The following is a 24790-nucleotide window of genomic DNA, read 5'->3' on the forward strand; positions in this document are numbered from 1 at the left end:
CCGCGAAGCCCCCGTTGAAAGGGAACCGCGCCACAGCAGCAGGTTTGATCCGCATCAACGTGTCTCATGGCTTCGTTCATAGACTGGCGGCAAACAGCAGCGCCTCGCGCAGGAGACCAGCCCATGACCGGAATTACCCTGACTGCCGATCAGATCCGCAACGCACCCCTACCTGTGCGGCAATGGATCGAGCAGGAGGTGATCCATTCGCTCGGCCTTGAGCCTGGACTTGCGCCTGGCCTTGCGCCACGGACGCCCGTCGCCGCACCGGCTCAAACCGCCCATCTCGTTGCCTGCAGCGAGGACGATGTGGCCGGCGTGCTCGAGCACATCCGCGGCACGTTCCCGGCGGTCAACGTTCTGTTCGAATTCGGCCGGCCCGGTATCAACTACGGCCAGCCCGCGGTAATGACGTTCCGCCTGATGGATATCCTGCACCACACGCGGCTTCAGGAGATCGGACAGGTCATGACGTGCCTCGAGATGATCAACCAGGCGCTGACCGTGGTCAGGAAAGATCCATCCGCACGATTCTGCGGTTTCGACAATGAAGGCCACTGCCTGATCGCACCCCAGACACAGGCCAGCATCGCGGCGCTCTGGCAGGACATGATGGCGCGTCAGCAGATGCAGCAGACCAAGGCGGACGACCGGATCGCACCGGCCGCGTGAGCCGACGGCGCCGACCACAGCTACGCTCGCGGAGAACCATCGTGCCCGACTCCGGAAGACCAGAGAGGCTGTTCGACCTCCTGCGCGTCCCGCTGCTTCGCCTGCTGGCCATCAACCTCGCGATCGGCGCGTGCGCAGCCGTGCTCCTCGTCGGCGGATTGCTCTGGCTCGATCCCGGACATTTGCGCGAGCTGATCTTCGCCGATCGTGCGCCGGGCATCGGGCTCGCCTTGCTGCTCGCCGCGTTCGTCATCACCTTCGGCTCCGCCGCGATGGGCAGCGCGATCATGGCGCAGGGCCGCAAGAAGAAGGATGGCGACCGCAATGGCGGCCACACTGCGCGACTGGCCACGCAGAGAGTTCCCAGGCGCACGCCGCCAATGTGATGTGTGCAACGCACCGACAACAGTCTGCATGCGCGCGATGAGACCCGGTGCATGCAACGACAACAAAATGCCTGCTCAATCACCATCTCAGTGCATAGGCGCGCCCATTGCAGTGCGAGAACCGCGCAGGATGAACAAACTATTTCGACAATCCAAGCATCTGCTTTTCGAAACTGCGGGAAGCCGCGATGCCATCGCCTGCATATCTGATGCGCTTGCTGCGACATCGTCAGCACTACGATTTATCTTGCCAGCGCAGAGCGCAAGTTATAGAATTCTATCTCAGGTTGTCGCCCTGCCAGCCCCGGGCGACGCTGAAGGCCAACAATAGACGGCGGGCTATCGGCCCGCCGTTTATTGAGGTGACAGGCCGCTCGCAGGCACCGGCCGGCAACCGGCCGAAACAACCCCGATCCAACAGCTCCGCCGGTATTCCAATCGCGGTATTCCGATCGCGAAGGTGTCGACGACCGCGCGAAGTCATTTGACTGCGGCGCCCTGATCGACGACAAGCCGCCATGGCCAAAAAACCCGGAACCAACCCGAAGGGCGAATTCGCCTTTTTCAACGTCGTCTACGAAGACGGCTCCCAACGCTCCAACCGCCGCGTGCCCGCCGAGCTGCTCGGCGGCCTCGACGGCGACGAACCCGCGCGCAGCTTCATCAGGGAGCAGGACCGCGAGATCGCGGAAAAGAGCGGCAGGCCGCCGCTGGAGATCAAGGGGATCGAGCGGGTTGGGGCGAAGAAGAAGTAAGTAGACACGGCTCGACGAGATTGGGCTGAACTGGTGCGGCATCGGGAGTCACCTCTCCCTTGGGAGAGGTCGGATTGCTTTGGTGCGCAATTGCGCACCTGAGCAATCCGGGTGAGGGTTTACGGTCTCACGATGTGCTGCACCCCTCACCCGATTTGCACGCGACGATGCTTCGCATCGCGCGGTGCAAATCGACCTCTCCCCGCTGGGGAGAGGTGTCAGAGTCCGGGGCCGCGCTCACCAGCGCCCGCACCATTTATTCCAGGCAAACAGCAGATCGGCAAAACGGTCGTAGACAAACCGCGTGACCGGCAGCGCCACGCGATTGCCTGATAGCGCCGCAAGCCACCCCTCGCCCGGCGTCAGCCTCCACAGCGCAATCGCGACATCCGCACCGACGATGAGCCGGCCGGTCTCATCGGTCGCGTGCAGGCGCCGCCTGATGTCGTCGAGCGAAGCGCCGAAGTGCGCCAGCGCATCGGGCTGCTCGTTGATGTCCTTGAAATCGACAGCCCCGCTGCGCACCAGCGCCAGCAACTTGTTGCGCTGCCAGTCGATGCCGGCGTCGCAGACGGGGCAGCGGGTGTTGTAGTAGACGGTGAGGCTAGGACTCGACATGACCGGATGCGGCGAGAAAGAACTCTGGAATCTTGGACCGAGCAAACTCGCGTTGCGCGGAGGCTACGTTAACTCAAGGTAGTGCTGATTTTTGATACGTCTTTATAGGCTTGACTATGTTCTCTTTTTGTTCTAGGATGAGATATGGCTGCCTCGACCCAAATTGAGTGGACTGACGCCACGTGGAATCCGGTCACCGGATGCACAAAGATTACACGTGGTTGCGACCTCTGCTACGCGGAGCGCTTTTCGGAGCGGTTTAGAGGCGTGCCTGATCATCCATTCGAATCCGGCTTTGATCTCAAGCTGCGTCCAGAACGGCTAGAACAACCGCTCACTTGGCGCCAGCCGCGACGCATCTTCGTCAACTCCATGAGCGACCTCTTTCACAAAGAGATACCGAAGTCATTCATCGACTCCATCTTCAAGACGATGGAGACCGCCAATTGGCATACGTTTCAGGTACTGACGAAACGCAGTTCGCTCATGACACGATATCTCCAGAGTCGATATCGCGCGGAAAAGGCTCCTCCTCACATTTGGTTGGGCGTATCTATCGAGGACGCCCAGAACGCTGTTCGACTAAAGCATCTCCACGCCGCGAGGGCGTCGACCAAGTTCGTTTCGTTCGAGCCCCTGCTTGGTCCTGTCGGCAAGCTTGACCTCGAAGGGATCGATTGGGCGATTGTGGGTGGTGAAAGCGGCCCACGCGCACGGCCAATGGCGGAAGAGTGGGCAATCGAAATTCGCGATCAATGTCGAGCCGCGAAGGTTGCTTTCTTTTTCAAGCAATGGGGCGGCGCCCGACCGAAGTCTGGCGGGCGGCTCCTGCAGGGCCGTGAATGGAATCAATACCCTCGAATTGCTCGAACCAGACTATTAGAGGCAGCCGAATAGAGAGGTTAGTTGTGACCGATCCTTACTTCGGTCGCGAGCAGACCAAGGCCAAGCATTTCATCTTGAAGAGCTACCTTCAGGCGCTCGCGTTTAAGGTGCTAAATTTTTCTGATCTGACGTATGTCGACGGCTTTTCAGGCCCCTGGAAATCCCAGACCGAAGACTTTAGCGATTCGTCATTCATGATTGCGATCCACGTTTTGAAGGACGCTCAAAGCCAAGTGTTGGCGCGAACCGGAAAAAGACGGCGGATCAGATGCTTCTTTTCCGAGAAGGATGCAAAGGCGTATTCTCTACTGGAGAGCGCAGTTGTCGAATTTCATAAACCTGAGGACGGATTCGAAATTAAGACCCACGAAGGAAAGTTCGAGGATGCGGTTGACATTATTCGATCTTTCGTCGGCGCATCCTTCCCTCTGATTTTCATCGACCCCACCGGATGGAAAGGATATCCATTCGACAAAATCAGACCTTTGTTTGCGAGAGCCAAGTGCGAGGTGCTGATCAACTTCATGTACGACTTTATCAATCGATTTGCATATAGTCCGGACCCTGAAACCATTGAATCATTGGCTCCTATTCTGGGCGGACCTGATTGGCCCAATCGTCTCGATCGAAATATTCCCCGCGGCCTCGCTGTTGAAAAACTGTTCCGCGACACGCTTCAGAAAGCCGGAGATTTCGAATTTGTCGTTTCCACGAAAATCGATAAGGCGACAGCTGAGCGCCCTCATTTCTTCATCGCATACGGAACCAAGAGCGCTGAAGGACTGAAGACGTTTCGTGAAACTGAATACGACGCACTGCGAAGACACGCCAAAGATCGGGCACATGCAATAGAAGCGAGAAGAGAAGAGCGACTAAACGTTGCCGATATGTTTGCTGGTCATCGCGCCGAAATGAGTGAAGCGACAGTTGAGGAGATCGTCGCCGAACAAAAGCGATTGGCCGCCGACCGCATATTGGAACTGCTTGCCCAGCAAGGGCCGCTCAAATTTTCGCAAGTCGTCCCCGCTCTTCTACAACCTTTCATGTTGCGCAAGACAAACGTGAAGGACATTTGTGTCGATCTTGCCAAGGCCGGCAGGATCGAAAATGTATGGGGTAACGGCAATCGAAAGCCGCGCGAAGAAGACGTTATCCGGCTACGCCCGCAGCGATGATCCAAACAAGAAACGGCGGGCTCACGCCCGCCGTTCTGGATGCCGATAATGGCCTTCCTATCAATTATCCAAGAAGCTCCGCAGCTTCCTCGACCTTGACGGATGCTTCAGCTTCCGCAGTGCCTTCGCCTCGATCTGGCGGATACGCTCTCTCGTCACCGAGAACTGCTGCCCCACTTCTTCCAGCGTATGATCCGTGTTCATGCCGATGCCGAAGCGCATGCGGAGCACGCGTTCTTCGCGCGGGGTGAGCGAGGCGAGCACGCGCGTGGTGGTCTCGCGCAGGTTCGACTGGATCGCGGCGTCGATGGGGAGGATCGCGTTCTTGTCCTCGATGAAATCGCCGAGGTGCGAATCCTCCTCGTCACCGACGGGGGTTTCGAGCGACAAGGGCTCCTTGGCGATCTTGAGGACCTTGCGGACCTTCTCCAGGGGCATGCCGAGCTTCTCGGCGAGCTCTTCCGGGGTCGGCTCGCGGCCGATCTCGTTGAGCATCTGCCTGGAGGTGCGCACGATCTTGTTGATCGTCTCGATCATGTGCACGGGGATGCGGATGGTGCGGGCTTGGTCGGCGATCGAACGGGTGATCGCCTGGCGGATCCACCATGTGGCGTAGGTCGAGAACTTGTAGCCGCGGCGGTATTCGAACTTATCGACCGCCTTCATCAGGCCGATATTGCCTTCCTGGATCAGGTCGAGGAATTGCAGGCCGCGGTTGGTGTATTTCTTGGCGATCGAGATCACGAGACGGAGGTTGGCTTCCACCATCTCCTTCTTGGCCTGGCGGGCTTCGCGCTCGCCCTTCTGCACGGAGTGCACGATCTTGCGGAACTCGACGATCTCGAGGCCGGTCAGCGCCGCGAGCTGATGCACCTCGTGACGGAGGTCCTTGATCCGGTCCTTCTCGTGATGGACGAAGTTCTTCCAGCCCTTGGCCGAGAGCTTCGAGACACGGTTGAGCCAGCGCGGATCGAGCTCCGAGCCCTGATAGTTGCGCAGGAAATCCTCGCGCGCGACGCCGTGGCTGTCGGCGAGACGCATCAGGCGGCCCTCATGCGAGACGAGGCGCTTGTTGATGTCGTAGAGCTGCTCGACCAGTGAATCGATACGCGCCTGGTTGAGGCGCAGCGACTTCACCTCGACGATGATCTCGTCCTTGAGCTTGCGATACTTGCGCTCCTGGTGCGGCGACAGCGAGGGACCGTGCGAGGTGCTCTCGAGCTGGTTCTGGATGTCCTGCTCCTGAAGCTTGCGCAGCTTCTTGTAGCTCTCGGCGATCTTGTCGAAGATCTCGACGACCTTCGGCTTGAGCTCGGCCTCAATGGCCGCGAGCGACATCTGGTTCTCGAACTCGTCGTCCTCGTCCATGTCGGCTTCGGCGGCGGTCTCGCCCGGATCCTTTTCCTCGCCACCCGGGGCACCGCCGGGGGCGGGCTGCGCGGCACGGAACGGGGTCGGCGACGGCGGAGCTGCCGGCGGGGCGACATGCGCGGGCGCAGCGGCAGCGGCCTGGCCGCCTTCAGCGGGCGCTTCGCCGTTCTCGCCGGTGGGACCCGCGATCATCGCATTGTTCATGCCGGCCTTGGCGTCGGGACCGGCATAGGTCGCTTCGAGATCGATGATGTCGCGAAGGAAGATCTTTCCTTCGTTCAATTCGTCGCGCCAGATGATGATGGCCTGGAAGCTCAAGGGGCTTTCGCAGAGGCCCGCGATCATCGCCTCGCGGCCAGCCTCGATGCGCTTGGCGATCGCGATTTCGCCTTCGCGGGAGAGCAGCTCGACCGTGCCCATCTCGCGCAGATACATGCGGACGGGATCGTCGGTGCGTTCGCCCGGCTCGCTCTTCTTGACCTCGGTGACGGCCTTCTGGGTGACCTCGACGAGTTCGTTGTCGGTCTCGTCCTCGCCGCCCTCGTCCTTGTCCTCCTCGCCTTCAGAGTCGTCGGCTTCGGTGACGTTGATGCCCATGTCCGAGAGCATCGACATGATGTCCTCGATCTGCTCCGGGGAGGTCTGGTCGGACGGCAAGACTTCATTGAGCTGATCGAAGGTCACGAAGCCGCGCTTCTTGGCCTGCTTGATCATCTTCTTCACTGCCGCATCGGACAGATCGAGCAACGGCGACGGCGCGTCCTGGGAATCTTTCTCGGGAGCGTCCGCTGCCTTGTCGTCCTTTTCCTTGTCCTTCGCCTGCAGCGTCTTTGCCTTGGTGGCCATCCATTGCTCCTAAACGCGTTTCATGCGGGACGTTGCGCGCGCCCGCGTGAAATCACTTGAACCTGTTGCTCGACGCTCTCGCTTCGCCAGATCTCGACACGGAAAGGGCGGCGCGCACACATCTCGCCACCCCGACCTTTCTCTCGCCGGATTTGCCTAACGCTTCGTGAGCCTCTTTGTCGCGGCGGATGCAGGTGAAGTGCCAACAGTGATTGCGCGGATTCATTCCTGACGCGTCTGTTCTGCCTGCGGCCGCGGGGCCAAAGTGCTACAAGACCGTTAAGCCTCGATTAACCCTGTTTTTGCCGCCAAATCATGGATTTGGCGAGTCTTTTAGCGGTACCTGGCCCGGCCGTCCGCATGATTCTTTCATCACACGCTCTTCTGGAACCGGCCCGACAGCTCGCCAAAACCCTCGATCAGGGCCTCGGTACCGTCGACCTCCGCCAGCCGGGCCTTGACGTCACGCAGCCACGCCAAATTGGCCTCGCTGGGGTCCTCCCCCAAGGCCAGCTCGGCGTCCTTCAGCTCTCTAAGTAGTGAATGGTATTGCCGATGCAAGGCAACGAGCTGGTGCCAGGTGGCAAGAACGTCGTCCCGCGCCGCGCCCTCGCGGGCGCCCCACACCGCCGCGGTGGTGATGCCGCCCTCAACCCTTTGAAGAACTTGTAAAAATCCGCCCTTCTCGATGTCGGCGCGCATCTTCTCGGCCTGCTCCTCGGGATCGGGGGAATGGTGATGGTCGTTGGCAAAAGCGGCGATGATGGCGGCCCGGAGCTTGTGGACCTCGGGATGGGCCAGCTCCAGGGCGGCCACCTCCTCGAGGTGGTCATGGAGCAGCCAGGGGTGGTTGATCAGGCATTGCAGGATCAGGGCCTCCCGGCGGGAGATGGCGCTCCGCTGTCCGCGCATGATCGGGCTCGCCGCGAGCTGAGGGCTCGCCGCCTGGTAGGGGCCGGAGGGAATAAGGCTCGGGCCGGGCGGGCCGCCGCGGCGGCCTCCCCCAAAGCCTTGTCCACCGAATCGATTCGCCTGCCCGCCGCGGGGCTGAAACTGGCTGAAACCACCGCCTCCGCCGCCCCCTTGGCGGAAATTGCCCCTGCCGGCAAAGCCGCCGCGACCGCCCTCCGGCGCGAAGGTGCGCCGAAGCCGCTCGACGAATTCGTCGCGGTAGTAGCGCCTGACAACCTCGTCACGGATGCCGTTGGAGAGCTCCTTGATGCGCGCTTCCAGCGCCGCGCGGCGCTCGGGCGTGGCAAAATTGCCGCCTTCGAGCTCGCGCGACCAGAGCATGTCGGCGAGCGGACGCGCCGCCGCGATCACCTCCTCGATCGCAGCCCGGCCGCCGGAGCGTGCGAGATCGTCGGGGTCCTGCCCCTCGGGGAGCAGCGCGAAACGCAGGCTCTTGCCTGGCGCGAGAAACGGCAAGGCAAGGTCCGCAGCACGATAAGCCGCCTTCTGTCCGGCGCGGTCGCCGTCGAAGCAGAGGATCGGCTCGTCCGCCATCTTCCAGAGCAGCGCGAGCTGGTTTTCGGTCAACGCCGTTCCGAGCGGCGCGACGGCCCCGGGAAAGCCTGATGTGACCATGGCGATGACATCGACATAGCCCTCCACCACGATCAGCGCGCTGCCATCATGGGTGGCTTTCCGCGCCGTCGGATGATTGTAGAGATTGTCGCCCTTGTGAAAGAGCGGCGTCTCCGGCGAGTTCAGATATTTGGCCGGAACGTCCTTCTCCAGCGCGCGGCCGCCGAAGGCGATGACGCGGCCCCTGATATCCGTGATCGGAAACATCACGCGATCGCGGAAGCGATCATAGGGGACGGGAATGTCGTTGCCGGCCACCAGCAGCCCGGTCTCGATCATGTCCTCGACGGACACGCCGAGCTTGCCGAGATGCTCCTTTAGCGCAAAGCGATCGGGCGGCGGCGGCGCGTAGCCGAGCCGGAACTGCACTTGCGTCGCCGGCGAGATCGCGCGGTCGGCGAGATAGCCGCGCGCTTTCGCACCGACGCGCGAGGCGAGCGTCTCGGAGAAAAACTTGGCCGCGAGCTCCATGACATCATGCAAGGTGCGGCGGCGCTGCTCCTGCCGTGCCGCATCCGGCGTCACCGCCGGCAGCGGCAGGCCCGCCATGCTGGCGAGCCGCTCGACGGCCTCAGAGAACGGCAGGCCGTCGGTCTCCATCACGAAGCTGATGATGTCGCCGTGCTTGCCGGAAGAGAAGTCGTGGTAAAAACCCTTCTGGTCGTTGACGTAGAAGGACGGCGTCTTTTCCTGTTGAAACGGCGACAGGCCCTTCCACTCCCGCCCCGCCTTCTTCAGCTTGACGCGCTTGCCCACGACTTCGGAGACCGAAAGCCGGGCCCGAAGCTCGTCGAGGAATTGGGGCGTGAAGCGCATGGCCATGATGTAGCGCGAAACCGGGTGAGTCGGGCGAAGGGATCAGGGATATAGGTGCGGGGCGGCCAGAAGTCAGGTTTGGGCGGGTTATCCTGACTATTCGACCTATGCACAGGCTGTCATTCCGGGGCGCCCCAAAGGGGCGAGCTAAGGTGCGCAATTGCGCACCGGAGAATCCATCGAGCCGCCGGAATGCAGGGAGAAATGGATTCCGGGTTCGCGCCAAGTGGCGCGCCCCGGAATGACGGGGGGGGGCCTTGAACCCCACCCGGTTCCACGCTTCGATAGGCCATGTTCAGGACCTTTCGAGGTGGCCAGAGCGGGGGCTGGCGCGTGACCTCGGTATCGCCTGTGACGGGCGAACCCCTGCCCTTCATGCCGGCGCTGTCGGTGATCGACGGCGACGCCGTCGCGCTGCCGCTGGTGCCCTCGCGCCATGCATGGCGCCTGGTCGGCGTGCCCAGCCATTTGCGCTACACCGAGCGCGCCGAAAGGCAGCAGCTCGTGAGCGTGCAGGCCGGTCTCGGCCGGCTGGAGGCGACCTGCGCGGCGCTGATCCCGATCCGCAAATCGCAGGCCTGGTGGGATCTCACGCAGGAGGAGCGGCGCAAGATCTTCGAAGACAAGTCGCACCACATCGCCAGCAGCATGCGCTTCCTGCCTTCAGTTGCGCGCCAGCTCTATCACTGCCGCGACCTCGGCGAGCCCTTCGATTTCCTGACCTGGTTCGAATACGCACCGGCGCACGTCTCGCTGTTCGAGGAGCTGGTCGGGATGCTCAGGCGCACCGAGGAGTGGACCTATGTCGAGCGCGAGGTCGATGTGCGCGTGGTGAAGGAAGTGCTATCGGCCTAAAGCGCGACGAGATCGCGCTTTAGGTTATTGTTTGAGCATGATCTTTTCGGAAAACCGCTACACACTTTTCCGGATCATGCTCTAATGGTCGAGAAAGCGGCCGGACGCGATGTGCGGCAGATCGGTGACGGGCCAGTTGTAGACGTAGGTCCAGGCCGGCGCGGTCAAACCATCCGCCCCCGTCACGTCGACCAGCTGGCGCAGATATTCGGTCGGCTCCGGAAAGCCCTCGCCGCAGGCCTCGTACATGTCGAGCTCGCGCAGGAGTTCGTCGCCGGCGCGCAAGCGGAAGAGCTCGCCGTGCACCACATCCGATGACGCGTCGGACAGCAGCAAGCCCGGATAGTGCTTCACCAGCACGAGCCGGCCGCGGCAGCGCGCCTCACCCAGAAAATCCGCATGCTGCGCCAACAGCCGCGCCATCGGATGGTCGAAGCCGCGCATCAGCGTGCCGTAGACGAAGAGACGATCGGAGGTCATGTTGTTCGAACGTTGCGGCGTCGGTGTAATGGGGTTACTCCGTTTCAACAGATTATCGTTTGATAGGCAATCAGGATGGACCTGCACACAGCCGAGGCGACGGATCAACTGCTTGGCGATGCCGATATTCCGCCAGTGCATGAGGTGAATGCAGAGGGCACATCGCCCTTCCTGCTCACAGCGGACCATTACGGCCGCATCCTGCCGCGCTCGCTCGGCGATCTCGGCGTTTCCGAGAGCGAGCTGGTCAGGCACATCGCCTGGGACATCGGCATCGCCGGCGTGGCCGAGCGGATGGCGGAGATGCTTGACGCGCATCTGATCGCGCAGCGCTATTCGCGGCTGGTGATCGACTGCAACCGTCCTCCTGGTGTGGCGAGCTCGATCCCCGTCATATCCGAAGCGACGAGAGTTCCGCGCAACGAGGGCCTCTCGGATGGCGAGCGTGCGGCGCGGCGCCGCGAGATCTTCGAGCCCTACCATCATCGCATCAATGCTGCGATCGACCGCCGCATCCACGCGAAACGGCCGACCATATTGTTGTCGCTGCACAGCTTCACGCCCGTCTATGCCGGCGTCGCGCGACCCTGGCACATCGGCGCGCTCTACCATCGCGACAAGGTGCTGCCGCAGCTGCTGCTGAAGCATCTGCGCAGCGAAGGCGATCTCGTCGTCGGCGACAACGAGCCCTATGCCGCGAGCGACCTCACCGACTACACCATTCCCGTTCATGGCGAGGCGCGCGGCCTCGTCAACACCGGCATCGAGATCCGCCAGGATCTGATCGCGGATCAATCCGGCCAGCAGCAATGGGCCGAGCGGCTGGCAAGGATTTTTGCGGAGATCGAGGTGGAGCTGAAGCCGGCGTTGCTCGTCGGCTAGCCGCCCCGCGTCGCGACGAACAGCGCGAGCGCGGCGAAGATCGCGGCGATGCCCCACAGCACATAGGCGATCCGGCCGTCGCTGCGGGCATCGAGCGTGGCCTCGGCGGGATTATCGGGATTGACGTGGACGTCGACGGCCGCGCCGTCCTGATAGCGCGACATCAGCTTCTCCAGCATCTTGCTCGAGGCCTGCGGCGTTTCGGCCGCAACCCGCGCGCATTCATTGGTGTAGCGGACGTTCTGGTAGCTGTAGGTATAGGTCACGCGCTTGCCGAACATCTCGGCGCCGCGCGCCTCGCCCGGCTCGCTCGCCTGGTGATATTCCTCTACCCCCGACAGCTTGATGGTGCCCGGCACGACCGGCCAGCGCCGCGCCATCGAGGCCTGACGTTGCGCCGCCCACGCCATCAGCGCGATGACGAGGCCGAACGCGGCGAAGCCGACGACGAGGCCCGCAAGATCGGGCCGGCCGACATGATGGGCGAGGTACAAATAGCTCTGGTTGAGGCCAAACGCCGAGCCCAAGATGATGGCGACCACGATGGCCGAGCCGATGCCGAGGCAGCCCCACAGGCCCTTCGGCAGGTCGCGCTCCAGCACCGCTTTCTCAGGGTGCTTCGGATTGTAATAGACGGTGACGATGCTGCCGGCGGGATATTTCGCCAGCTTCTCGGCGACCTGGAAGTTGCCGAGGTCCTCGCCGATCGAGATGCGGTTGCAGCTCAGTTTCCGTCCGCCGACGGAATATTCGTAGGTGACGTTGGCGAAGTTGCGGCTCTCCATGCGGTAGCCGTCCTCGCGCTCGTCGTCGGACACCCTGACTTCGCGCAGCTCGGCAATCGACGTGACGACCTTGCCCGATACAAGCGGCCAGCTCCGCGCCTCGCGCGCCTGCCAGGTCTTCACGATGGCGGCAACCAGGATCAGCGCGAGCGGCGCAAGCAGCATCACGTAAACGAGCGGAGGCATATTCGGCACGGCAATATCCTTCGTCAGCGGCAATGCTTCCTTGGACGCACCGCCGCGGACGAAGGTTCAACGGGCAGGCCCGCTTAAATGATCCGGCTCATTTGGCCCGGATCAGCGCCAGCCAGATGCCGCCGCCGATCATGAAGCCGCCGGAGACGCGCGACACCAGGCGGGTGCGGCGTGCCGAGAAAAAGCCGCGGACCTGACCGGCAAGCAGCGCGTAGATTCCATCCGTCAGGCCGGCGAGCACCATGAAGGTGATCCCGAGCACCAGGACCTGCGACAAATGATCCTTGCTCATGTCCATGAATTGCGGAATGAACGCGCCGAAGAATACCAGCAGCTTCGGGTTCGACAACGCCACGACGAAGCCTTGCAGAAGAAAGCCTCCGCGCGGCGGCGGCGGCGGCGCGTCGGCGGAGACGCCTTGAGCCGGAGAGCGGATCAGCTTGATGCCGAGCCAGACCAGATAGGCTGCACCCGCAAAGCGCACCCAGTTGAACCAATAGCCCATCGTCGCCATCAGCGTGGTGAGGCCGACCGCGAGGATGCCGATCACGATCAGCAGCCCGATCTGCACGCCGAGAATGTTGGTCAGGGCCGCGCGCGTGCCGTGGCGCAGGCCGTTGGCGATGACGAGGGTGACGATCGGCCCCGGCAACAGCGCCAGCGCAATGCAGGCGGCAACGAAGGCGAAATAGGCTTGCATGGACATCATGGGAGGAACTCGGGCTGTGGGGGCTTGGTGGCATTAATGCATGGCACTCAGTATCCGTCCAGCGCCGCCGTCACCCACGTTTTCATCTCGCGCGTTTCGAGGAACGCGAGCGCCGCATGCTGCATCGCGTTGGCGTCGCCCTTCCCTTGCGCCGCCGCGACGAAGAGATCGCAACGCCGCGAGACGGCGACGCCGACTGCGGCATGGCCCGCATTGTCCGATCCCCCGAGATCATAGCGTCGGGTACGACCATGCATCTCGCCAACACGCACCGCGTCACCAGGTGCGCTCGCTGCAAAGCTCGGCGTGATCAGATCGATGTCGGCGACGCGATCGACCTCGTCGTCATCGGCGACGCCGCTGTCGCAATTGCAGAAGCCGCGCTTGGCGCGGACGTAGAGCTCGGCGCCGTCGCAGGCGCCGCCCTCGCAGCGAAACGCACGGCCCGCAGGCCAGCCGTCGCGCGGAAACGGCCAGGCGATCTCGCGCCAGTGCGCCGATGCCTGCGCAGGCGGCGCGAGCTGATACGCGGCGACGCCGGATGCGCCGAGCGCGGCAAGAGCGAGCGCGATCGTCACAGCGCGCCGCATCGTCAGTTCTTCGGCAGGCCGGCAGCGGCGCGCGCCGCGCCGGTCAGCTCGAGAATGTGCAGACCGGTGTTGGCGCGATCGACGATGTAGATGTAGCCGCGGTCATCGGTCTCGACATTGTTGGTCTGGATCGCGACCTTGCAGCGCTCGCCGCCTTCGATCGGAATGCAGCGCTTGTCCGTCGCGCTCGTGATCGACGGAATGAAATAGCCGACCTCCTTGGGATGATAGGGATCGCGGATGTCGAGCGCGCGAACGCCGGCGTTGAAGAAGGCGATGAAGGCCATCTTCTTGTAATAGACCGGCGCCATGCTCTCATTCGAGGAGTGCGAGCCGAACCGGCCGCCGCGCTGGCAGAACTGCCCGCTGGCCTCGGGTACCGTGTAGCCCGAGATCACCATCGGCCGCGTCTCGGTGGTGACGTCGGCGAACCACACCATCTGCCGCGCCTCGCCGCATTCGTTGAGGATCGCTTCATCCACGATCATGACGATGTCACGGGTCTTGCCATCCTTGTCCTCGGCGAATTCGGCGACGGGCATGTCGAGCATCGGAAACGTCGTGTGCGCGCCGTTGAATGCGGACATCGGCATCCGCGAAATCTCCGGAAAGCGCAGATTGTCGGGCGTCGGCTCCTTGGGCCCGTTCAGGAGCTTCTCACGATCGACGATCTGCAGGATGCCGCCCTTGTTGGTGCCATAGCCGAAATAGACGCGATTGCCCGAGGGCCCGGTCGAGATCGGGCCGTGCAGCTCGGTCGGCACCGCGCCGGTCGACCCGGGCTCCTGGCCGGGCAGACCGAAGTCGCGGATCTTCTGCGGGTGCGCGGGATCAGAGAGATCATAGATCTGCGTCATCCGCCGCGTGCGCCAGTCCGGCGCGCCCGAGACGAGATAGGCGATGCCGGTGTCGCATTCCCACCAGCTCTTGTGCGTGTCCTTCAAGCCACCGATGCGGGTGATCAGCGCCGGGTTGGCGGGGTCAGTGACGTTCCAGATTTCATGCGCCTCGCTGCCGAAGGTGCGCAGCATGTAGACCGCATTAGGGTCTCCCTTCGGCAAGGTCTTGCCGTCACACACGCGCACCATCTGCGCGCCGCCGGATTCATATTTCCCCTCCTGCCCCGGCAGGTGCCTCAGATATTTGGGATGCGCGGGATCGGTGACATCGACGATTGAAGTCCCGTTCGGCTCCGCCTTGCCCGTCAGCGGGTTGACGGGATTGAGGACATCGTCGGTGCCACCGTGATGGCCGATATAGGCGATCCAGCGGTCGCCCTGGTGATGGATGGTCGGCTGATAGGCGCTGCGGGCCTGGAGATCGTTGCTGCCGACCAGCTTCATGTTGGACGCCTCGGGCGGCGCACCGATGGTCTGCTTCTGGGCGTGAACAACAGTGCTGCCGACGAAAAGGACGAGGGCGGCAGCAGTCAGGACGCAACGGAACATCAAAGTCCTCCCGGAACCAATCTGCGTTGGCTGAGCTTCAAGGCTAGCACAGCCATTTGCAGGCGCCAAAGACACCATCTTGACATGCAACCATTTGGTTGCCTATTATCGCCGCCATGGATGAGGTGTTCAAAGCGCTCGCCGATGCGTCGCGACGGTCGCTGCTGGACCGGCTTCACGCCAGCAACGGCCAGACGCTGAACGAGCTTTGCGAGGGCCTCGCGATGACGCGCCAGGCGGTGACGAAGCACCTGGTCATCCTGGAAGAGGCCAACCTGGTCACGACCATCAGGCATGGCCGCGAGAAGCTGCACTATCTCAACCCGGTGCCGATCCATCAGATCGGCGAGCGCTGGATCAGGAAGTTCGAGCGCGACAAGCTCGTCGCGCTCAGCGAGTTGAAACGCCAGTTGGAGAAACGTGATGAGTAAGCCGCAATTCGTCTATGTCACCTACATCGAGACCACGCCGGACAAGCTGTGGAACGCGCTGACGTCGAGTGAATTCACCAGGCAATACTGGTTCGGCGCCGAAGTCCGTTCCGACTGGAAGGTGGGCTCGCCCTTCGCGCTGACGCTCGACGGCGAGGTGACTGATTCCGGCGAAATCCTCGAGGCTGACCCGCCGCGGCGCCTGTCCTACAGCTTCAAGCATCACAAATACGAGGAGCTGCGCGGCGAGCCGATCTCGCGCGTCGTCTTCACACTCGAACCATTCGGCTCGGTCGTGCGTTTGACCGTGCTGCATGATGGCTTCATCGAGGGTGGCAAATATCTTGGTGCCGTCTCCAACGGTTGGCCGGCGATCCTGTCGCAGCTCAAGAGCCTGCTCGAGACCGGCAAGCTGCTCGGCATCCCGCGCGCGGCGCTCAACAAGGGATTCGACGCGAAATGAATCTCGACCAGTTCAAGCCGCTGACGGTCTACAGCATCTACATCGCCTCGACGCCGGAGAAGGTGTGGGAGGCGCTGACCTCGGCCGAGTTCAGCAGGCAATATTTCTTCGGCAACGCCGTGGAGGTCGAGCCCCGGCTCGGCGGCGCTTTCGTCGTGCGCACACCCGACGGCGCGCTGCATATCAGCGGCGAGGTCCTCGCCTACGATCCGCCGCACAAGCTTGCGGTGACGTTCAACGTCAACTGGCCGGAGTTGATCGAAAAGCTGGGGCCGACCCTCGTCACCTACGACATCGAGCAGATGGGCGATGCTGTCCGGCTCACCATGAGCGAAGGCCACGACCGTCCGCTGAGCGATGACATTCTGTCCGGCGGGCGCTCTGGCTGGCCCGCGATCCTCTCTAGCCTCAAGAGCTTGCTCGAGACCGGCAAGCCACTGGTGGTGAAGATGGGCCCGCCGCAGCGGATGCTGGATGCACTGAGGGCGATGGGGATCAAGACACCGTAGCCCCGCTGCCGTCGTCCTGGACACGCGCAGCCTTGGCAACGCGTAGCGTTGTCCAAGGCGAAGCGCTGATCCAGGACCCATTACCACCGAACGTAATTTGGCGAAGGCTGGTCATGGCCAGCCTGCCCAAAACCCCTCCCTGGGGTAATGGGTCCTGGCTTTCGCCAGGACGACTACGGAAGGGGCGCCACCAGCCGCCGATAAAGATGCCATGTCGCGTGGCCCAGCACCGGCAGCGTTACCACCAGGCCGAGGAAATACGGCAGCGCCGACACGATCAGCAGCATCACGATGACAGCCGCCCAGCCGATCATCGGCAGCGGGCTCGTCACCACCGCGCGTACGCTCGTCACCATGGCGGTGACAAAATCGACCTCGCGATCGAGCAGCAGCGGGAACGACACCACCGTCAGCGAGAACAGGATCAGCGACAGCGCAGCGCCGACCGCATTGCCGATTGCAAGGAACAGCAGCCCCTCATTCGTCGTCAGCACCACCGTCATGAATTCCTGCAGGCTCGAGAATGAGGCGTGCAGTCCGAGCAGAAGCGCGATCAAGAGCCGCACCTGGTACATCCAGATCACGAACACGAACAGCGTGACGAACGCCATCCAGCCGATCTCGCTGCGCGAGCGGATCGCCGACCAGATCGCGCCGAAGGAGACCGGTTCGCCGCGCTCACGGCGGCGGCTGACCTCGTAAAGCCCGATCGCGACGAACGGTCCGATCAGCGCAAAGCCTGCAGCGAGCGGATAGACGAGGTAGATCACGCCAAAGGCGGTGAGACAAAGCATGATGGTAATGCCGCCAGCCGCATACAGCGCGCCGAAGGCGAGGCCATAAAGCGGGAGCGCCTGGAAATCGCGCAGGCCCTCCACCAGCGCCTCGGCAATATCGGTCGCCGCAACGGGACGCACCACCGGATCGACGTTGCCCGAGATCGACATCAGCTTCCTCCGTGCACCAGCGCGATCTTTTGTCGCTCAGGTTGGGATATTAGCCCCGCTGCGCACACGTGCAACTTGATCCCGGTCAAAAGCAATGATTGTGGCGACGCCGCAATGCACGCGTCTGAATTCTTGGCCATTGGTGCGTTTTTCGCGCCGACACCTATGGACTGGGCAGACGATCGTGCCGCAAATTGAAGCGCCGAATACACGCGCGAAGAGCGGACTTGCCGATCGATGAGCCTGCGTACCCGGTTACTGATCCTCGTCATCGCGGCCATGCTGGTGCCGGCGAGCCTCGTCGGCTTGCGGTTCGTGCAAAACCGCGCCAGCGAGATCAACGCGGCGCTCGCCAATCTCGCCGCATCGGCCGAAGACATCGCAGGCGATCTCGATGAGAAAATTCAGGGCACCGCGCAGCTTCACTATGGCCTCGCACGTGCCCGCGACGTCGACACGCGCGACAAGGCGGCGTGCTCGGCGTTTCTGTCCGATGTGCGCGAGGAATATCCGCAGTTCACGGGCATCCTGACCATCGATCCCGATGGCAGCCTGTTCTGCGACTCGCTCCGGACCAACCGCACGCTCGATCTGAATGATCGCGCCTATTTCAAGCAGGCGAAGGTCTCGCAGGGCACCGTCGCCGTGGAACCGGTGTTCGGCCGCCTGACCGGACTATCGGTGCTTCAGATCGCCTATCCCGTGCGCTCCGACGCGGGCGCGCTGAAATTCGTCCTGCTCGCCTCGTTCAACCTGAACAAGTTCGCGGAGTTTCACGACAAGCGCTTGCTCGCCGAAAAGGAGATCCTGTTCGTCGACAGCAAGGGAACGATTCTCGTCGCCCCCAAGACGGGTGGCTGGCGTGAGCCCGTCGGCGCGTCAATCGCCGGCTCCGATCTGTTCCGCTTTGCGGCATCACCCGATGGCCAGGCGTCTCATGAGGTGACCGATCGCGAGGGCCGCACGCAGGTGTGGGCCGTCGCCCGCTCGCCGTCGATCCGCAAGGCGGGTCTCTACATCATGGTCGGCCGGTCCAAGGACGGGCTGGTCGCAGCGGCGAACCGCCGGCTTTACGAGGACCTGGCGATCCTCGCGGTGGCCTCGCTGCTGCTGCTCGCCGGCGTCTGGATCCTCGCGACCATGAGCGTCGGACGCCAGGTCGGACGGCTTGCCATGATGGCGAAGAGGCTCGGGCTCGGCGATCTCAGCGCACGCATTCCGCCGCCGCATCCGCGCGGTGAGCTCGGCGGATTGATGATGCTGCTCAACGGCACCGCAGAGTCACTCGAACAGCAGCGCGCTGCGATTGCCGACCTCAGCCACAAGCTCAGCCAGTCCCAGAAGATGGAGGCGATGGGCCAGCTCACCGGCGGCGTCGCACACGATTTCAACAATTTGCTGACAGTCATTCTCGGCAATTCCGAGCATCTGGCCGACAGTCTTGCGGGCAACAAGGAATTGCACCGGATCGCGAGCGATATCGCCACCGCCGCCGAGCGTGGTTCCGACCTGACGCGGAGCCTGCTCGCCTTCGCGCGCAAGCAGCCGCTCAGGCCGCGCGAGATCGACATCGCCGAGAAGGTCGTCGGCATGGAGCAGCTGTTGCGCAGGTCGCTCGGCGAGCACATCGAGTGCAGCTTCGCGTTCGGACCGGATTTGTGGCTGACCAGCGTCGATCCCGGCCAGCTGGCGACTGCCTTGCTCAACCTCGTGCTCAACGCGCGCGACGCGATGCCTGACGGCGGCAGGCTGACGGTCGAGGTCCGCAATATTTCGCTCGGTCGCTCCGATCTCGATGTCAACGGCGAGCCGCGGCCCGGGGATTACGTCATGGTGGCGGTGACCGATACCGGCTGCGGCATGAACACAGAGGTCGCGAGCCGCGCGTTCGAGCCGTTCTTCACCACCAAGGAAGTCGGCAAGGGGACAGGCCTCGGCCTGAGCATGGTCTACGGATTCGCGCAACAGTCCGGCGGTCTCGTGCAGCTGCAATCCAACCCAGGGGACGGCAGCGTCGTCAGGCTGTTCTTTCCCCGTATCGCCGCCACGCTGAAGGAGGATTCCACACCGGCGGAACCGGTGATCGCTCCTGACGGGAATGAGACCATTCTCGTCGTCGAGGACGACGATATGGTGCGCGCATACGTCGAGAGCGAGTTGAGGACGCTCGGCTATCGCGTCATAGCGACGTCGAATGGGCCCGCGGCGTTGGAAGTGCTGCGCCAGACCGGCGACGTCCAGTTGCTATTCACCGACGTCGTGATGCCCGGAGGCTTGTTCGGGCCGGAGCTTGCAAGGCAGGCCATTACATTGCGGCCTGGCCTCAAGGTGTTGTTCACGACCGGCTACAGCCAAAACCCCGTCAAGACACCCGACGGCGTCGACGCCCGCGTCCTGACAAAGCCGTTCAAGCGGCAGGATCTGGCCGCGATGCTGCGATCTGCCCTGTCGGGGACGCCACGCTAAAGCGCGATGAGATTGGGTTGAATCGTCATCGCGCTTTAGCTCTTTGTTTGAGCATGATCTCCGCGCAAACGCGTTCCGCGTTTGTCGCGTGGGAAAACCGCTTCACACTTTTCCGGATCATGCTCTAACCTCTTGCCCGCAATTCGCGCCGCAGCACCTTGCCTGTCGCCGTCATCGGCAAGGTCTCGGCGAACTCCACGACGCGCGGATATTCGTGCGCTGCAAGCTGCACCTTCACGAACTCCTGGATCTCGCGCGCGAGCGCATCGCCCGGCGCAAATCCCGGACGCAGCACGATCCAGGCCTTGATCGATTCCGTGCGGATCGGATCGGGAATGCCGACCACGGCCGCCATTGCCACCGACGGATGCTTCATCAGCGTGTGCTCGATCTCGGACGGGCCGACACGATAGCCTGCGGTGGTGATGACGTCGTCCTCGCGGCTGACGTACCAGAAATAGCCGTCCTCATCCTGCACACCGAGATCGCCTGTGAGCAGAAACTCGCCCGCGTATTTCTTCGCAGTCGCCTCCGGATTGCGCCAGTACTCGATCATGGTGACCGGGCACGGCTGCCGCACGCCGATGATGCCGCGCTGGCCGCGGGGTTGCTCCTCGCCCTTGTCGTTGACGATGCGGACGTCAAAACCCGGCGTCGCCTTGCCCATCGCACCCGGACGGATCGGAAACAGGTTCGCGTTGCTGCCGATCACGAGATTGCATTCGGTCTGGCCGAACACTTCGTGCGCATCGACACCAAAGGTCTCGCGCACCCAGCCGAGCAGCTCGCCGCCGAGGGACTCACCGCCGGTAAAGATGCTGCGCAGCTTGACGCCCGCGTGCTTCACCCCGGCCTGCCGCATCAGCTTGAGCGCGGTCGGCGGCAGGAAGACGTTGCGGACGCCGAGGTCGGCCATCATCTGCATCGCCGCCTGCGGCTCGAACTTTCGCGCACGATGACCGACCAGCGGAATGCCGTGATACCAGAACGAGAGCAGGCCGTTGATGAGGCCGCCGATCCATGCCCAGTCCGCCGGCGTCCACATGAGATCGCCGGGACGCGGCAGGAAGTTGTGGCACATCTCGACATTGGGGAGGTGACCGAGCACGACGCGATGCGCGTGCAGCGCGCCCTTCGGATTGCCCGTGGTGCCTGAGGTGTAGATGATCAGCGCGGGATCATCCGCAGACGTGTCGACCCGCGTGAAGTCGGGCGATGCGCTCTTCACCGCATCCCAGAACGATTTCGTGCCTGATGGCGCACGCTCGCCGACGATGTAAACGTGCTTCAGATCCGGCAGCCGATCGCGAATCTTCGCGAGCTTCTCCCAGCCGCCCTCGTCGGTGATGACCGCCTTGGCCTCCGAGTTCGCCAGGCGATACTCGAGCGCGTCCTCGCCGAACAGCGCAAACAGCGGGATCGAGATCATGCCGGAGCGAAACGCCGCCATATGCGCGACCGGCAATTCCAGCGACTGCGACAGGAACACCGCGACGCGGTCGCCGCGGGACAGCCCATCCGCTTTCAGCACATTGGCAAAGCGGCGCGACGCATCAGCGACCTCGTCGAAGGAAGTCCGCGTCGTGGCACCAATCTCGTCGACATAGACAAGCGCCAGCCGGCCGGTGCCATCGGCATGGCGGTCGCAGCACGCCTCCGCCATGTTGAAGCGGGCCGGAATGTCCCAGCGGAAGTTGCGGTAGAGCTCGTCGTAGGTCCTGGCTTCGGTCAACATCGGCTCAGCGCACCGTCGCAAAGAATTTCCTGACATCGCGCACGAACAGCGCCGGCTGCTCGAAGGCCGCGAAGTGGCCGCCTCTCTCCATCTCGCTCCAATGGGTGATGTTGGGGAAGTTCGGCTCCATCCAGCGCCGCACCGGCGTGATGATCTCTTTTGGGAACACGGCCACACCCGTTGGCACCTTCACGGCCGGCGTCGTCCGGCGCTTGCCAAAGCTTTCCCAATAGAGCCGCGCGGACGAGGTCGCCGTCTCCGTCGTCCAATAGAGCATGACGTTGTCGAGCAGCTCGTCCTTGTCGAAGATGTTCTCGGGGTGGCCATTGCAATCGGTCCAGGCCCAGAACTTTTCCAGGATCCAGGCCGCCTGCCCACTCGGCGAATCCGTCAGGCCATAGCCGAGCGTCTGAGGCCGGGTCGACTGCTGCTTGGAATAGCCGGAATCGAGATCGACATAGTGCTTGAGGCCGGCGAGTGCACGCTTCTCTTCCGGCGTCGGCTCGCCCTCAACCTTCGGCGCCGCGTTGAAGGCGAGCGTGATGTGGATGCCGGCGCAATGTTCAGTGTCCTGCGCGCCGAGCGAGGTCGTCACCGCCGAGCCCCAGTCGCCACCTTGCGCGCCGTAACGCGCATAGCCCAGCCGGTCCATCAGTTTCGCCCAGGTCGCGGCGATGCGGTCGACGCCCCAACCGGTGGTCTTCGGCTTGGCTGAGAAGCCAAAACCCGGCAACGAGGGGCAGATCACGTGAAAAGCGTCCGCGGGATTGCCGCCATGTCCGGCGGGATCGACCAGCGGCGCAATCACCTTCTGGAATTCGACGATCGAACCGGGCCAGCCATGGGTGATGATCAGCGGCAGCGCGTTGGGCTCTCTCGAACGCACATGCAGGAAATGGATGTCCTGCCCGTCGATCTCGGTGGTGAACTGATCGAAGCGATTGAGTTTTGCTTCTCGCGCGCGCCAATCGTAGCCGTTGGCCCAATAGGCGCAGATCTCCAGGATCCATTTCAGCGGTGCGCCCTGGCTCCAGTCATCAACCAGCTCCGCCTCCGGCCAGCGCGTGCGGGCGAGGCGCGATTTGAGGTCGGACAGGATGTCGTCGCTGATGGCGATGCGGAACGGTTTGATGGCGGTCATCGGCGGCCTCCCCTTGTTCTTGTCATTCCGGGGCGCGCCTCTTGGCGCGAACCCGGAATCCATTTCTCAACAGAGCCGGAGGCACGATGGATTCCGGGCTCGACGCTTCGCGTCGCCCCGGAATGACGGCTAGCCCGACAGCGCGGCCTTCACCAGGCCAGACGCCTTCCCGAAATCCATCTGTCCGGCGTACTTCGCGCGCAGCACCGCAATCACCTTGCCCATGTCCTTCATGCCGGCGGCGCCGGTCTCGGCGATGGCGCCTGCGATCGCCTTCTTCACCTCGTCGTCCGACATCTGCTTCGGCAGATAGGCCGAGATCACCGCGATCTCCTCGCGCTCCTGGGCGGCAAGCTCGGCGCGGCCGCCCTTGTCGTAGAGCTCGACCGACTCCTGGCGCTGCTTGATCATCTTCTGGAAGACGCCGAGCAGGTCGGCATCCGACAGCGGCGGCTTGCCCTGGCCGCGGGCATCGATGTCGGCGTTCTTGATGGTCGAATTGACCATGCGCAGCGTGGAGAGCTTGCGCTCGTCCTTGGCCTTCATGGCCTCCTTGACCGCATTGTTGATATCGTCGCGCAGCATGATCGTGATCCCTTCGAATATCCGACGCCTGATCTAGGCCGTTCGCCGGAAAGAGGCCATACCGGACCTTGCATGAAAGGTTCATTGTTTCCCGGCTGGCGGGCAAAATTGCCCAAAATTTCGCGGTCCAGCTTAAGTGCCTGAAGGGACCTGTCAAATATGCAAAAACGCATGTGAATCCGCCGTTTCCCGCTTTGACGGGCGCGCGTGGGAGGCTTATGAAACGGGCTCATGACACAACATGACAACGATCCCGCCTGGCCGGACCATAAACCGACCGCGCTCCTCGTGCTTGCCGATGGCACGGTGCTCGAAGGCTTTGGTCTCGGCGCCGAGGGCCACGCCGTCGGCGAAGTCTGCTTCAACACCGCGATGACCGGCTATGAGGAGATCCTCACCGATCCCTCCTATGCCGGCCAGCTCATCACCTTCACCTTCCCGCATATCGGCAATGTCGGTACCAACGAGGAAGACATCGAGACGGTGAACATGGCCGCGACTCCAGGCGCGCGCGGCGTGATCCTGCGTACCGCCATCACCAATCCCTCGAATTACCGCGCCACCAAGCATCTCGATGCCTGGCTGAAGGCGCGCGGCATCATCGGCCTCTCCGGCATCGACACCCGCGCGCTGACCGCGCTGATCCGCTCCAAGGGCATGCCCAACGCCGTGATCGCGCATGCCAGGAACGGCGAGTTCGACCTGCACGGGCTGAAAGAAGAAGCGCGCGAATGGCCCGGCCTCGAGGGCATGGACCTCGTGCCGATGGTCACATCAGGCCAGCGCTTCACCTGGGACGAGACGCCCTGGCTGTGGGACAAGGGCTTTGGCAAACAGGACAAGCCCGAGTTCAACGTCGTCGCCATCGATTACGGCATCAAGCGCAACATTCTGCGCCTGCTCGCCGGCGTCGGCTGCAAGGTGACGGTGGTGCCGGCAACGACATCGTCCGAAGACATTCTGGCGATGAAGCCGGACGGCGTGTTCCTGTCGAACGGTCCGGGCGATCCGGCGGCGACAGGCAAATACGCGGTGCCTGTGATCCAGGACGTCATCAAGTCGGGCACGCCGACCTTCGGCATTTGTCTGGGCCACCAGATGCTGGGCCTCGCCGTCGGCGCGAAGACGAAGAAGATGCATCAGGGGCATCACGGCGCCAATCATCCCGTCAAGGACGAGACCACCGGCAAGGTCGAGATCACCTCGATGAACCACGGTTTCGCCGTGGACGAGAAGACCCTGCCGAAGGGAGCGACGCAGACCCACATTTCCTTGTTTGATGGGTCCAACTGCGGCATCCAGCTCGACGGCAAGCCGGTGTTCTCGGTGCAGTACCATCCCGAGGCCTCACCGGGCCCGCGCGACTCGCACTATCTGTTCCAGCGCTTTGCCGATCTGATGCGGCAGAAGAAGAGCGCGTAAGATCCAAATCGCCGGCGGGCCCACCCGCCGGCACCA

The 24790-nt window shown here is 63.0% G+C and carries 24 protein-coding genes; 12 read left to right on the forward strand and 12 right to left on the reverse strand.

Annotation, left to right across the window (positions count from 1 at the left end; translation table 11 throughout):
• Nucleotides 1-123: 123 nt before the first annotated feature.
• The 3 genes from M2427_RS22880 to M2427_RS22890 all read left to right on the forward strand — a co-directional run bounded on the left by M2427_RS22880 (nt 124) and on the right by M2427_RS22890 (nt 1813).
• The gene (locus M2427_RS22880; RefSeq protein WP_280708955.1) at nt 124-672 is read left to right on the forward strand and encodes a hypothetical protein; all 549 of its coding nucleotides are present in this window, start codon (nt 124-126) and stop codon (nt 670-672) included.
• A 41-nt stretch (nt 673-713) separates the two neighbouring features.
• The gene (locus M2427_RS22885) at nt 714-1058 is read left to right on the forward strand and encodes a hypothetical protein (RefSeq protein ID WP_280708956.1); all 345 of its coding nucleotides are present in this window, start codon (nt 714-716) and stop codon (nt 1056-1058) included.
• 518 nt (nt 1059-1576) lie between these two features.
• On the forward strand, nt 1577-1813 hold the full coding sequence (locus tag M2427_RS22890; protein WP_280708957.1) for a hypothetical protein: 237 nt from the start codon (nt 1577-1579) through the stop codon (nt 1811-1813).
• Nucleotides 1814-2050: 237 nt separating this feature from the next.
• Here the strand turns inward: M2427_RS22890 and M2427_RS22895 are convergent, their stop codons facing one another.
• Complete coding sequence (locus M2427_RS22895; protein ID WP_280708958.1) at nt 2051-2431, reverse strand: DCC1-like thiol-disulfide oxidoreductase family protein; 381 nt, start codon at nt 2429-2431, stop codon at nt 2051-2053.
• A 144-nt stretch (nt 2432-2575) separates the two neighbouring features.
• On the opposite strand from M2427_RS22895, the gene M2427_RS22900 reads away from it, so the two are divergent.
• Both M2427_RS22900 and tcmP read left to right on the forward strand, forming a co-directional pair.
• A complete protein-coding gene (locus M2427_RS22900) occupies nt 2576-3328 on the forward strand; it encodes a phage Gp37/Gp68 family protein (protein WP_280708959.1) in 753 nt (250 codons plus the stop codon).
• A gap of 11 nt (nt 3329-3339) precedes the next feature.
• A complete protein-coding gene (gene tcmP, locus M2427_RS22905; protein WP_280708960.1) occupies nt 3340-4491 on the forward strand; it encodes a three-Cys-motif partner protein TcmP in 1152 nt (383 codons plus the stop codon).
• Between the two features lie 60 nt (nt 4492-4551).
• Here the strand turns inward: tcmP and rpoD are convergent, their stop codons facing one another.
• Together rpoD and dnaG are read right to left on the reverse strand one after the other, a co-directional pair.
• Nucleotides 4552-6708 (reverse strand): RNA polymerase sigma factor RpoD, encoded by a 2157-nt coding sequence (gene rpoD, locus M2427_RS22910; RefSeq protein ID WP_280708961.1) that lies wholly within the window; start codon nt 6706-6708, stop codon nt 4552-4554.
• 372 nt (nt 6709-7080) lie between these two features.
• Nucleotides 7081-9111 (reverse strand): DNA primase, encoded by a 2031-nt coding sequence (gene dnaG, locus M2427_RS22915; RefSeq protein ID WP_280709072.1) that lies wholly within the window; start codon nt 9109-9111, stop codon nt 7081-7083.
• A 291-nt stretch (nt 9112-9402) separates the two neighbouring features.
• Between dnaG and M2427_RS22920 the strand changes: the two genes are divergently transcribed.
• Nucleotides 9403-9966: a chlorite dismutase family protein gene (locus tag M2427_RS22920; protein WP_280708962.1), complete on the forward strand. Its 564-nt coding sequence runs from the start codon at nt 9403-9405 to the stop codon at nt 9964-9966.
• Nucleotides 9967-10047: 81 nt separating this feature from the next.
• Here M2427_RS22920 and M2427_RS22925 read toward each other — a convergent pair whose 3' ends face one another.
• Nucleotides 10048-10446, reverse strand: a complete 399-nt coding sequence (locus M2427_RS22925; RefSeq protein ID WP_280709073.1) for a gamma-glutamylcyclotransferase — start codon at nt 10444-10446, stop codon at nt 10048-10050.
• Between the two features lie 75 nt (nt 10447-10521).
• Here M2427_RS22925 and M2427_RS22930 point away from each other — a divergent pair, with 75 nt between their 5' ends.
• Entirely contained in the window at nt 10522-11328 is an 807-nt protein-coding gene (locus tag M2427_RS22930; RefSeq protein WP_280708963.1) for an N-formylglutamate amidohydrolase, read from the forward strand.
• On the opposite strand, the gene M2427_RS22935 is transcribed toward M2427_RS22930, so the two are convergent.
• The 4 genes from M2427_RS22935 to M2427_RS22950 form a co-directional block, all read right to left on the reverse strand.
• The gene (locus M2427_RS22935; RefSeq protein ID WP_280709074.1) at nt 11325-12299 is read right to left on the reverse strand and encodes a DUF3592 domain-containing protein; all 975 of its coding nucleotides are present in this window, start codon (nt 12297-12299) and stop codon (nt 11325-11327) included. The two genes, M2427_RS22930 and M2427_RS22935, sit on opposite strands and share 4 nt — an antisense overlap.
• Nucleotides 12300-12396: 97 nt before the next feature.
• Nucleotides 12397-13014, reverse strand: a complete 618-nt coding sequence (locus tag M2427_RS22940; RefSeq protein ID WP_280709075.1) for a LysE family translocator — start codon at nt 13012-13014, stop codon at nt 12397-12399.
• Between the two features lie 50 nt (nt 13015-13064).
• Nucleotides 13065-13607: a hypothetical protein gene (locus tag M2427_RS22945; RefSeq protein WP_280708964.1), complete on the reverse strand. Its 543-nt coding sequence runs from the start codon at nt 13605-13607 to the stop codon at nt 13065-13067.
• Between the two features lie 2 nt (nt 13608-13609).
• The gene (locus M2427_RS22950; RefSeq protein WP_280708965.1) at nt 13610-15055 is read right to left on the reverse strand and encodes a hypothetical protein; all 1446 of its coding nucleotides are present in this window, start codon (nt 15053-15055) and stop codon (nt 13610-13612) included.
• 116 nt (nt 15056-15171) lie between these two features.
• On the opposite strand from M2427_RS22950, the gene M2427_RS22955 reads away from it, so the two are divergent.
• Genes M2427_RS22955 through M2427_RS22965 form a run of 3 tightly spaced genes read left to right on the forward strand, consistent with a single transcriptional unit; the run spans nt 15172 to nt 16458 of the window.
• Nucleotides 15172-15486 (forward strand): helix-turn-helix domain-containing protein, encoded by a 315-nt coding sequence (locus M2427_RS22955; RefSeq protein WP_280709076.1) that lies wholly within the window; start codon nt 15172-15174, stop codon nt 15484-15486.
• A complete protein-coding gene (locus tag M2427_RS22960; RefSeq protein ID WP_280708966.1) occupies nt 15479-15949 on the forward strand; it encodes an SRPBCC family protein in 471 nt (156 codons plus the stop codon). The genes M2427_RS22955 and M2427_RS22960 overlap by 8 nt, the downstream gene beginning before the upstream one ends.
• A complete protein-coding gene (locus M2427_RS22965; protein ID WP_280708967.1) occupies nt 15946-16458 on the forward strand; it encodes an SRPBCC family protein in 513 nt (170 codons plus the stop codon). The genes M2427_RS22960 and M2427_RS22965 overlap by 4 nt, the downstream gene beginning before the upstream one ends.
• 173 nt (nt 16459-16631) lie before the next feature.
• On the opposite strand, the gene M2427_RS22970 is transcribed toward M2427_RS22965, so the two are convergent.
• Entirely contained in the window at nt 16632-17405 is a 774-nt protein-coding gene (locus M2427_RS22970; protein ID WP_280708968.1) for a DUF2189 domain-containing protein, read from the reverse strand.
• A 237-nt stretch (nt 17406-17642) separates the two neighbouring features.
• On the opposite strand from M2427_RS22970, the gene M2427_RS22975 reads away from it, so the two are divergent.
• Nucleotides 17643-19871, forward strand: a complete 2229-nt coding sequence (locus tag M2427_RS22975) for an ATP-binding protein (RefSeq protein WP_280708969.1) — start codon at nt 17643-17645, stop codon at nt 19869-19871.
• Nucleotides 19872-19995: 124 nt separating this feature from the next.
• Here the strand turns inward: M2427_RS22975 and M2427_RS22980 are convergent, their stop codons facing one another.
• The 3 genes from M2427_RS22980 to M2427_RS22990 all read right to left on the reverse strand — a co-directional run bounded on the left by M2427_RS22980 (nt 19996) and on the right by M2427_RS22990 (nt 23332).
• The gene (locus tag M2427_RS22980; RefSeq protein WP_280708970.1) at nt 19996-21606 is read right to left on the reverse strand and encodes an acyl-CoA synthetase; all 1611 of its coding nucleotides are present in this window, start codon (nt 21604-21606) and stop codon (nt 19996-19998) included.
• Between the two features lie 4 nt (nt 21607-21610).
• On the reverse strand, nt 21611-22747 hold the full coding sequence (locus M2427_RS22985) for an epoxide hydrolase (protein WP_280708971.1): 1137 nt from the start codon (nt 22745-22747) through the stop codon (nt 21611-21613).
• Nucleotides 22748-22876: 129 nt separating this feature from the next.
• Nucleotides 22877-23332 (reverse strand): GatB/YqeY domain-containing protein, encoded by a 456-nt coding sequence (locus M2427_RS22990; protein ID WP_280708972.1) that lies wholly within the window; start codon nt 23330-23332, stop codon nt 22877-22879.
• A gap of 231 nt (nt 23333-23563) precedes the next feature.
• Here M2427_RS22990 and carA point away from each other — a divergent pair, with 231 nt between their 5' ends.
• Nucleotides 23564-24754: a glutamine-hydrolyzing carbamoyl-phosphate synthase small subunit gene (carA, locus tag M2427_RS22995; protein WP_280708974.1), complete on the forward strand. Its 1191-nt coding sequence runs from the start codon at nt 23564-23566 to the stop codon at nt 24752-24754.
• Nucleotides 24755-24790: the final 36 nt, after the last annotated feature.

Source organism: Bradyrhizobium sp. BR13661 (assembly GCF_029892425.1).
Taxonomy (GTDB): domain Bacteria; phylum Pseudomonadota; class Alphaproteobacteria; order Rhizobiales; family Xanthobacteraceae; genus Bradyrhizobium.

Excerpts from the sequence above, each read along its gene's own strand:
- M2427_RS22955 (WP_280709076.1), top strand. The coding sequence starts at position 15,172 with ATGGATGAGGTGTTCAAAGCGCTCGCCGATGCGTCGCGACGGTCGCTG.
- M2427_RS22890 (WP_280708957.1), top strand. The coding sequence starts at position 1,577 with ATGGCCAAAAAACCCGGAACCAACCCGAAGGGCGAATTCGCCTTTTTC.
- M2427_RS22990 (WP_280708972.1), bottom strand. The coding sequence starts at position 23,332 with ATGCTGCGCGACGATATCAACAATGCGGTCAAGGAGGCCATGAAGGCC.
- M2427_RS22880 (WP_280708955.1), top strand. The coding sequence starts at position 124 with ATGACCGGAATTACCCTGACTGCCGATCAGATCCGCAACGCACCCCTA.
- M2427_RS22930 (WP_280708963.1), top strand. The coding sequence starts at position 10,522 with ATGGACCTGCACACAGCCGAGGCGACGGATCAACTGCTTGGCGATGCC.
- M2427_RS22920 (WP_280708962.1), top strand. The coding sequence starts at position 9,403 with ATGTTCAGGACCTTTCGAGGTGGCCAGAGCGGGGGCTGGCGCGTGACC.
- M2427_RS22900 (WP_280708959.1), top strand. The coding sequence starts at position 2,576 with ATGGCTGCCTCGACCCAAATTGAGTGGACTGACGCCACGTGGAATCCG.
- M2427_RS22965 (WP_280708967.1), top strand. The coding sequence starts at position 15,946 with ATGAATCTCGACCAGTTCAAGCCGCTGACGGTCTACAGCATCTACATC.
- M2427_RS22960 (WP_280708966.1), top strand. The coding sequence starts at position 15,479 with ATGAGTAAGCCGCAATTCGTCTATGTCACCTACATCGAGACCACGCCG.
- rpoD (WP_280708961.1), bottom strand. The coding sequence starts at position 6,708 with ATGGCCACCAAGGCAAAGACGCTGCAGGCGAAGGACAAGGAAAAGGAC.
- M2427_RS22975 (WP_280708969.1), top strand. The coding sequence starts at position 17,643 with ATGAGCCTGCGTACCCGGTTACTGATCCTCGTCATCGCGGCCATGCTG.
- M2427_RS22925 (WP_280709073.1), bottom strand. The coding sequence starts at position 10,446 with ATGACCTCCGATCGTCTCTTCGTCTACGGCACGCTGATGCGCGGCTTC.
- M2427_RS22945 (WP_280708964.1), bottom strand. The coding sequence starts at position 13,607 with ATGCGGCGCGCTGTGACGATCGCGCTCGCTCTTGCCGCGCTCGGCGCA.
- M2427_RS22895 (WP_280708958.1), bottom strand. The coding sequence starts at position 2,431 with ATGTCGAGTCCTAGCCTCACCGTCTACTACAACACCCGCTGCCCCGTC.
- M2427_RS22985 (WP_280708971.1), bottom strand. The coding sequence starts at position 22,747 with ATGACCGCCATCAAACCGTTCCGCATCGCCATCAGCGACGACATCCTG.
- M2427_RS22940 (WP_280709075.1), bottom strand. The coding sequence starts at position 13,014 with ATGTCCATGCAAGCCTATTTCGCCTTCGTTGCCGCCTGCATTGCGCTG.
- M2427_RS22935 (WP_280709074.1), bottom strand. The coding sequence starts at position 12,299 with ATGCCTCCGCTCGTTTACGTGATGCTGCTTGCGCCGCTCGCGCTGATC.
- dnaG (WP_280709072.1), bottom strand. The coding sequence starts at position 9,111 with ATGCGCTTCACGCCCCAATTCCTCGACGAGCTTCGGGCCCGGCTTTCG.
- carA (WP_280708974.1), top strand. The coding sequence starts at position 23,564 with ATGACACAACATGACAACGATCCCGCCTGGCCGGACCATAAACCGACC.
- M2427_RS22980 (WP_280708970.1), bottom strand. The coding sequence starts at position 21,606 with ATGTTGACCGAAGCCAGGACCTACGACGAGCTCTACCGCAACTTCCGC.
- M2427_RS22970 (WP_280708968.1), bottom strand. The coding sequence starts at position 17,405 with ATGTCGATCTCGGGCAACGTCGATCCGGTGGTGCGTCCCGTTGCGGCG.
- M2427_RS22950 (WP_280708965.1), bottom strand. The coding sequence starts at position 15,055 with ATGTTCCGTTGCGTCCTGACTGCTGCCGCCCTCGTCCTTTTCGTCGGC.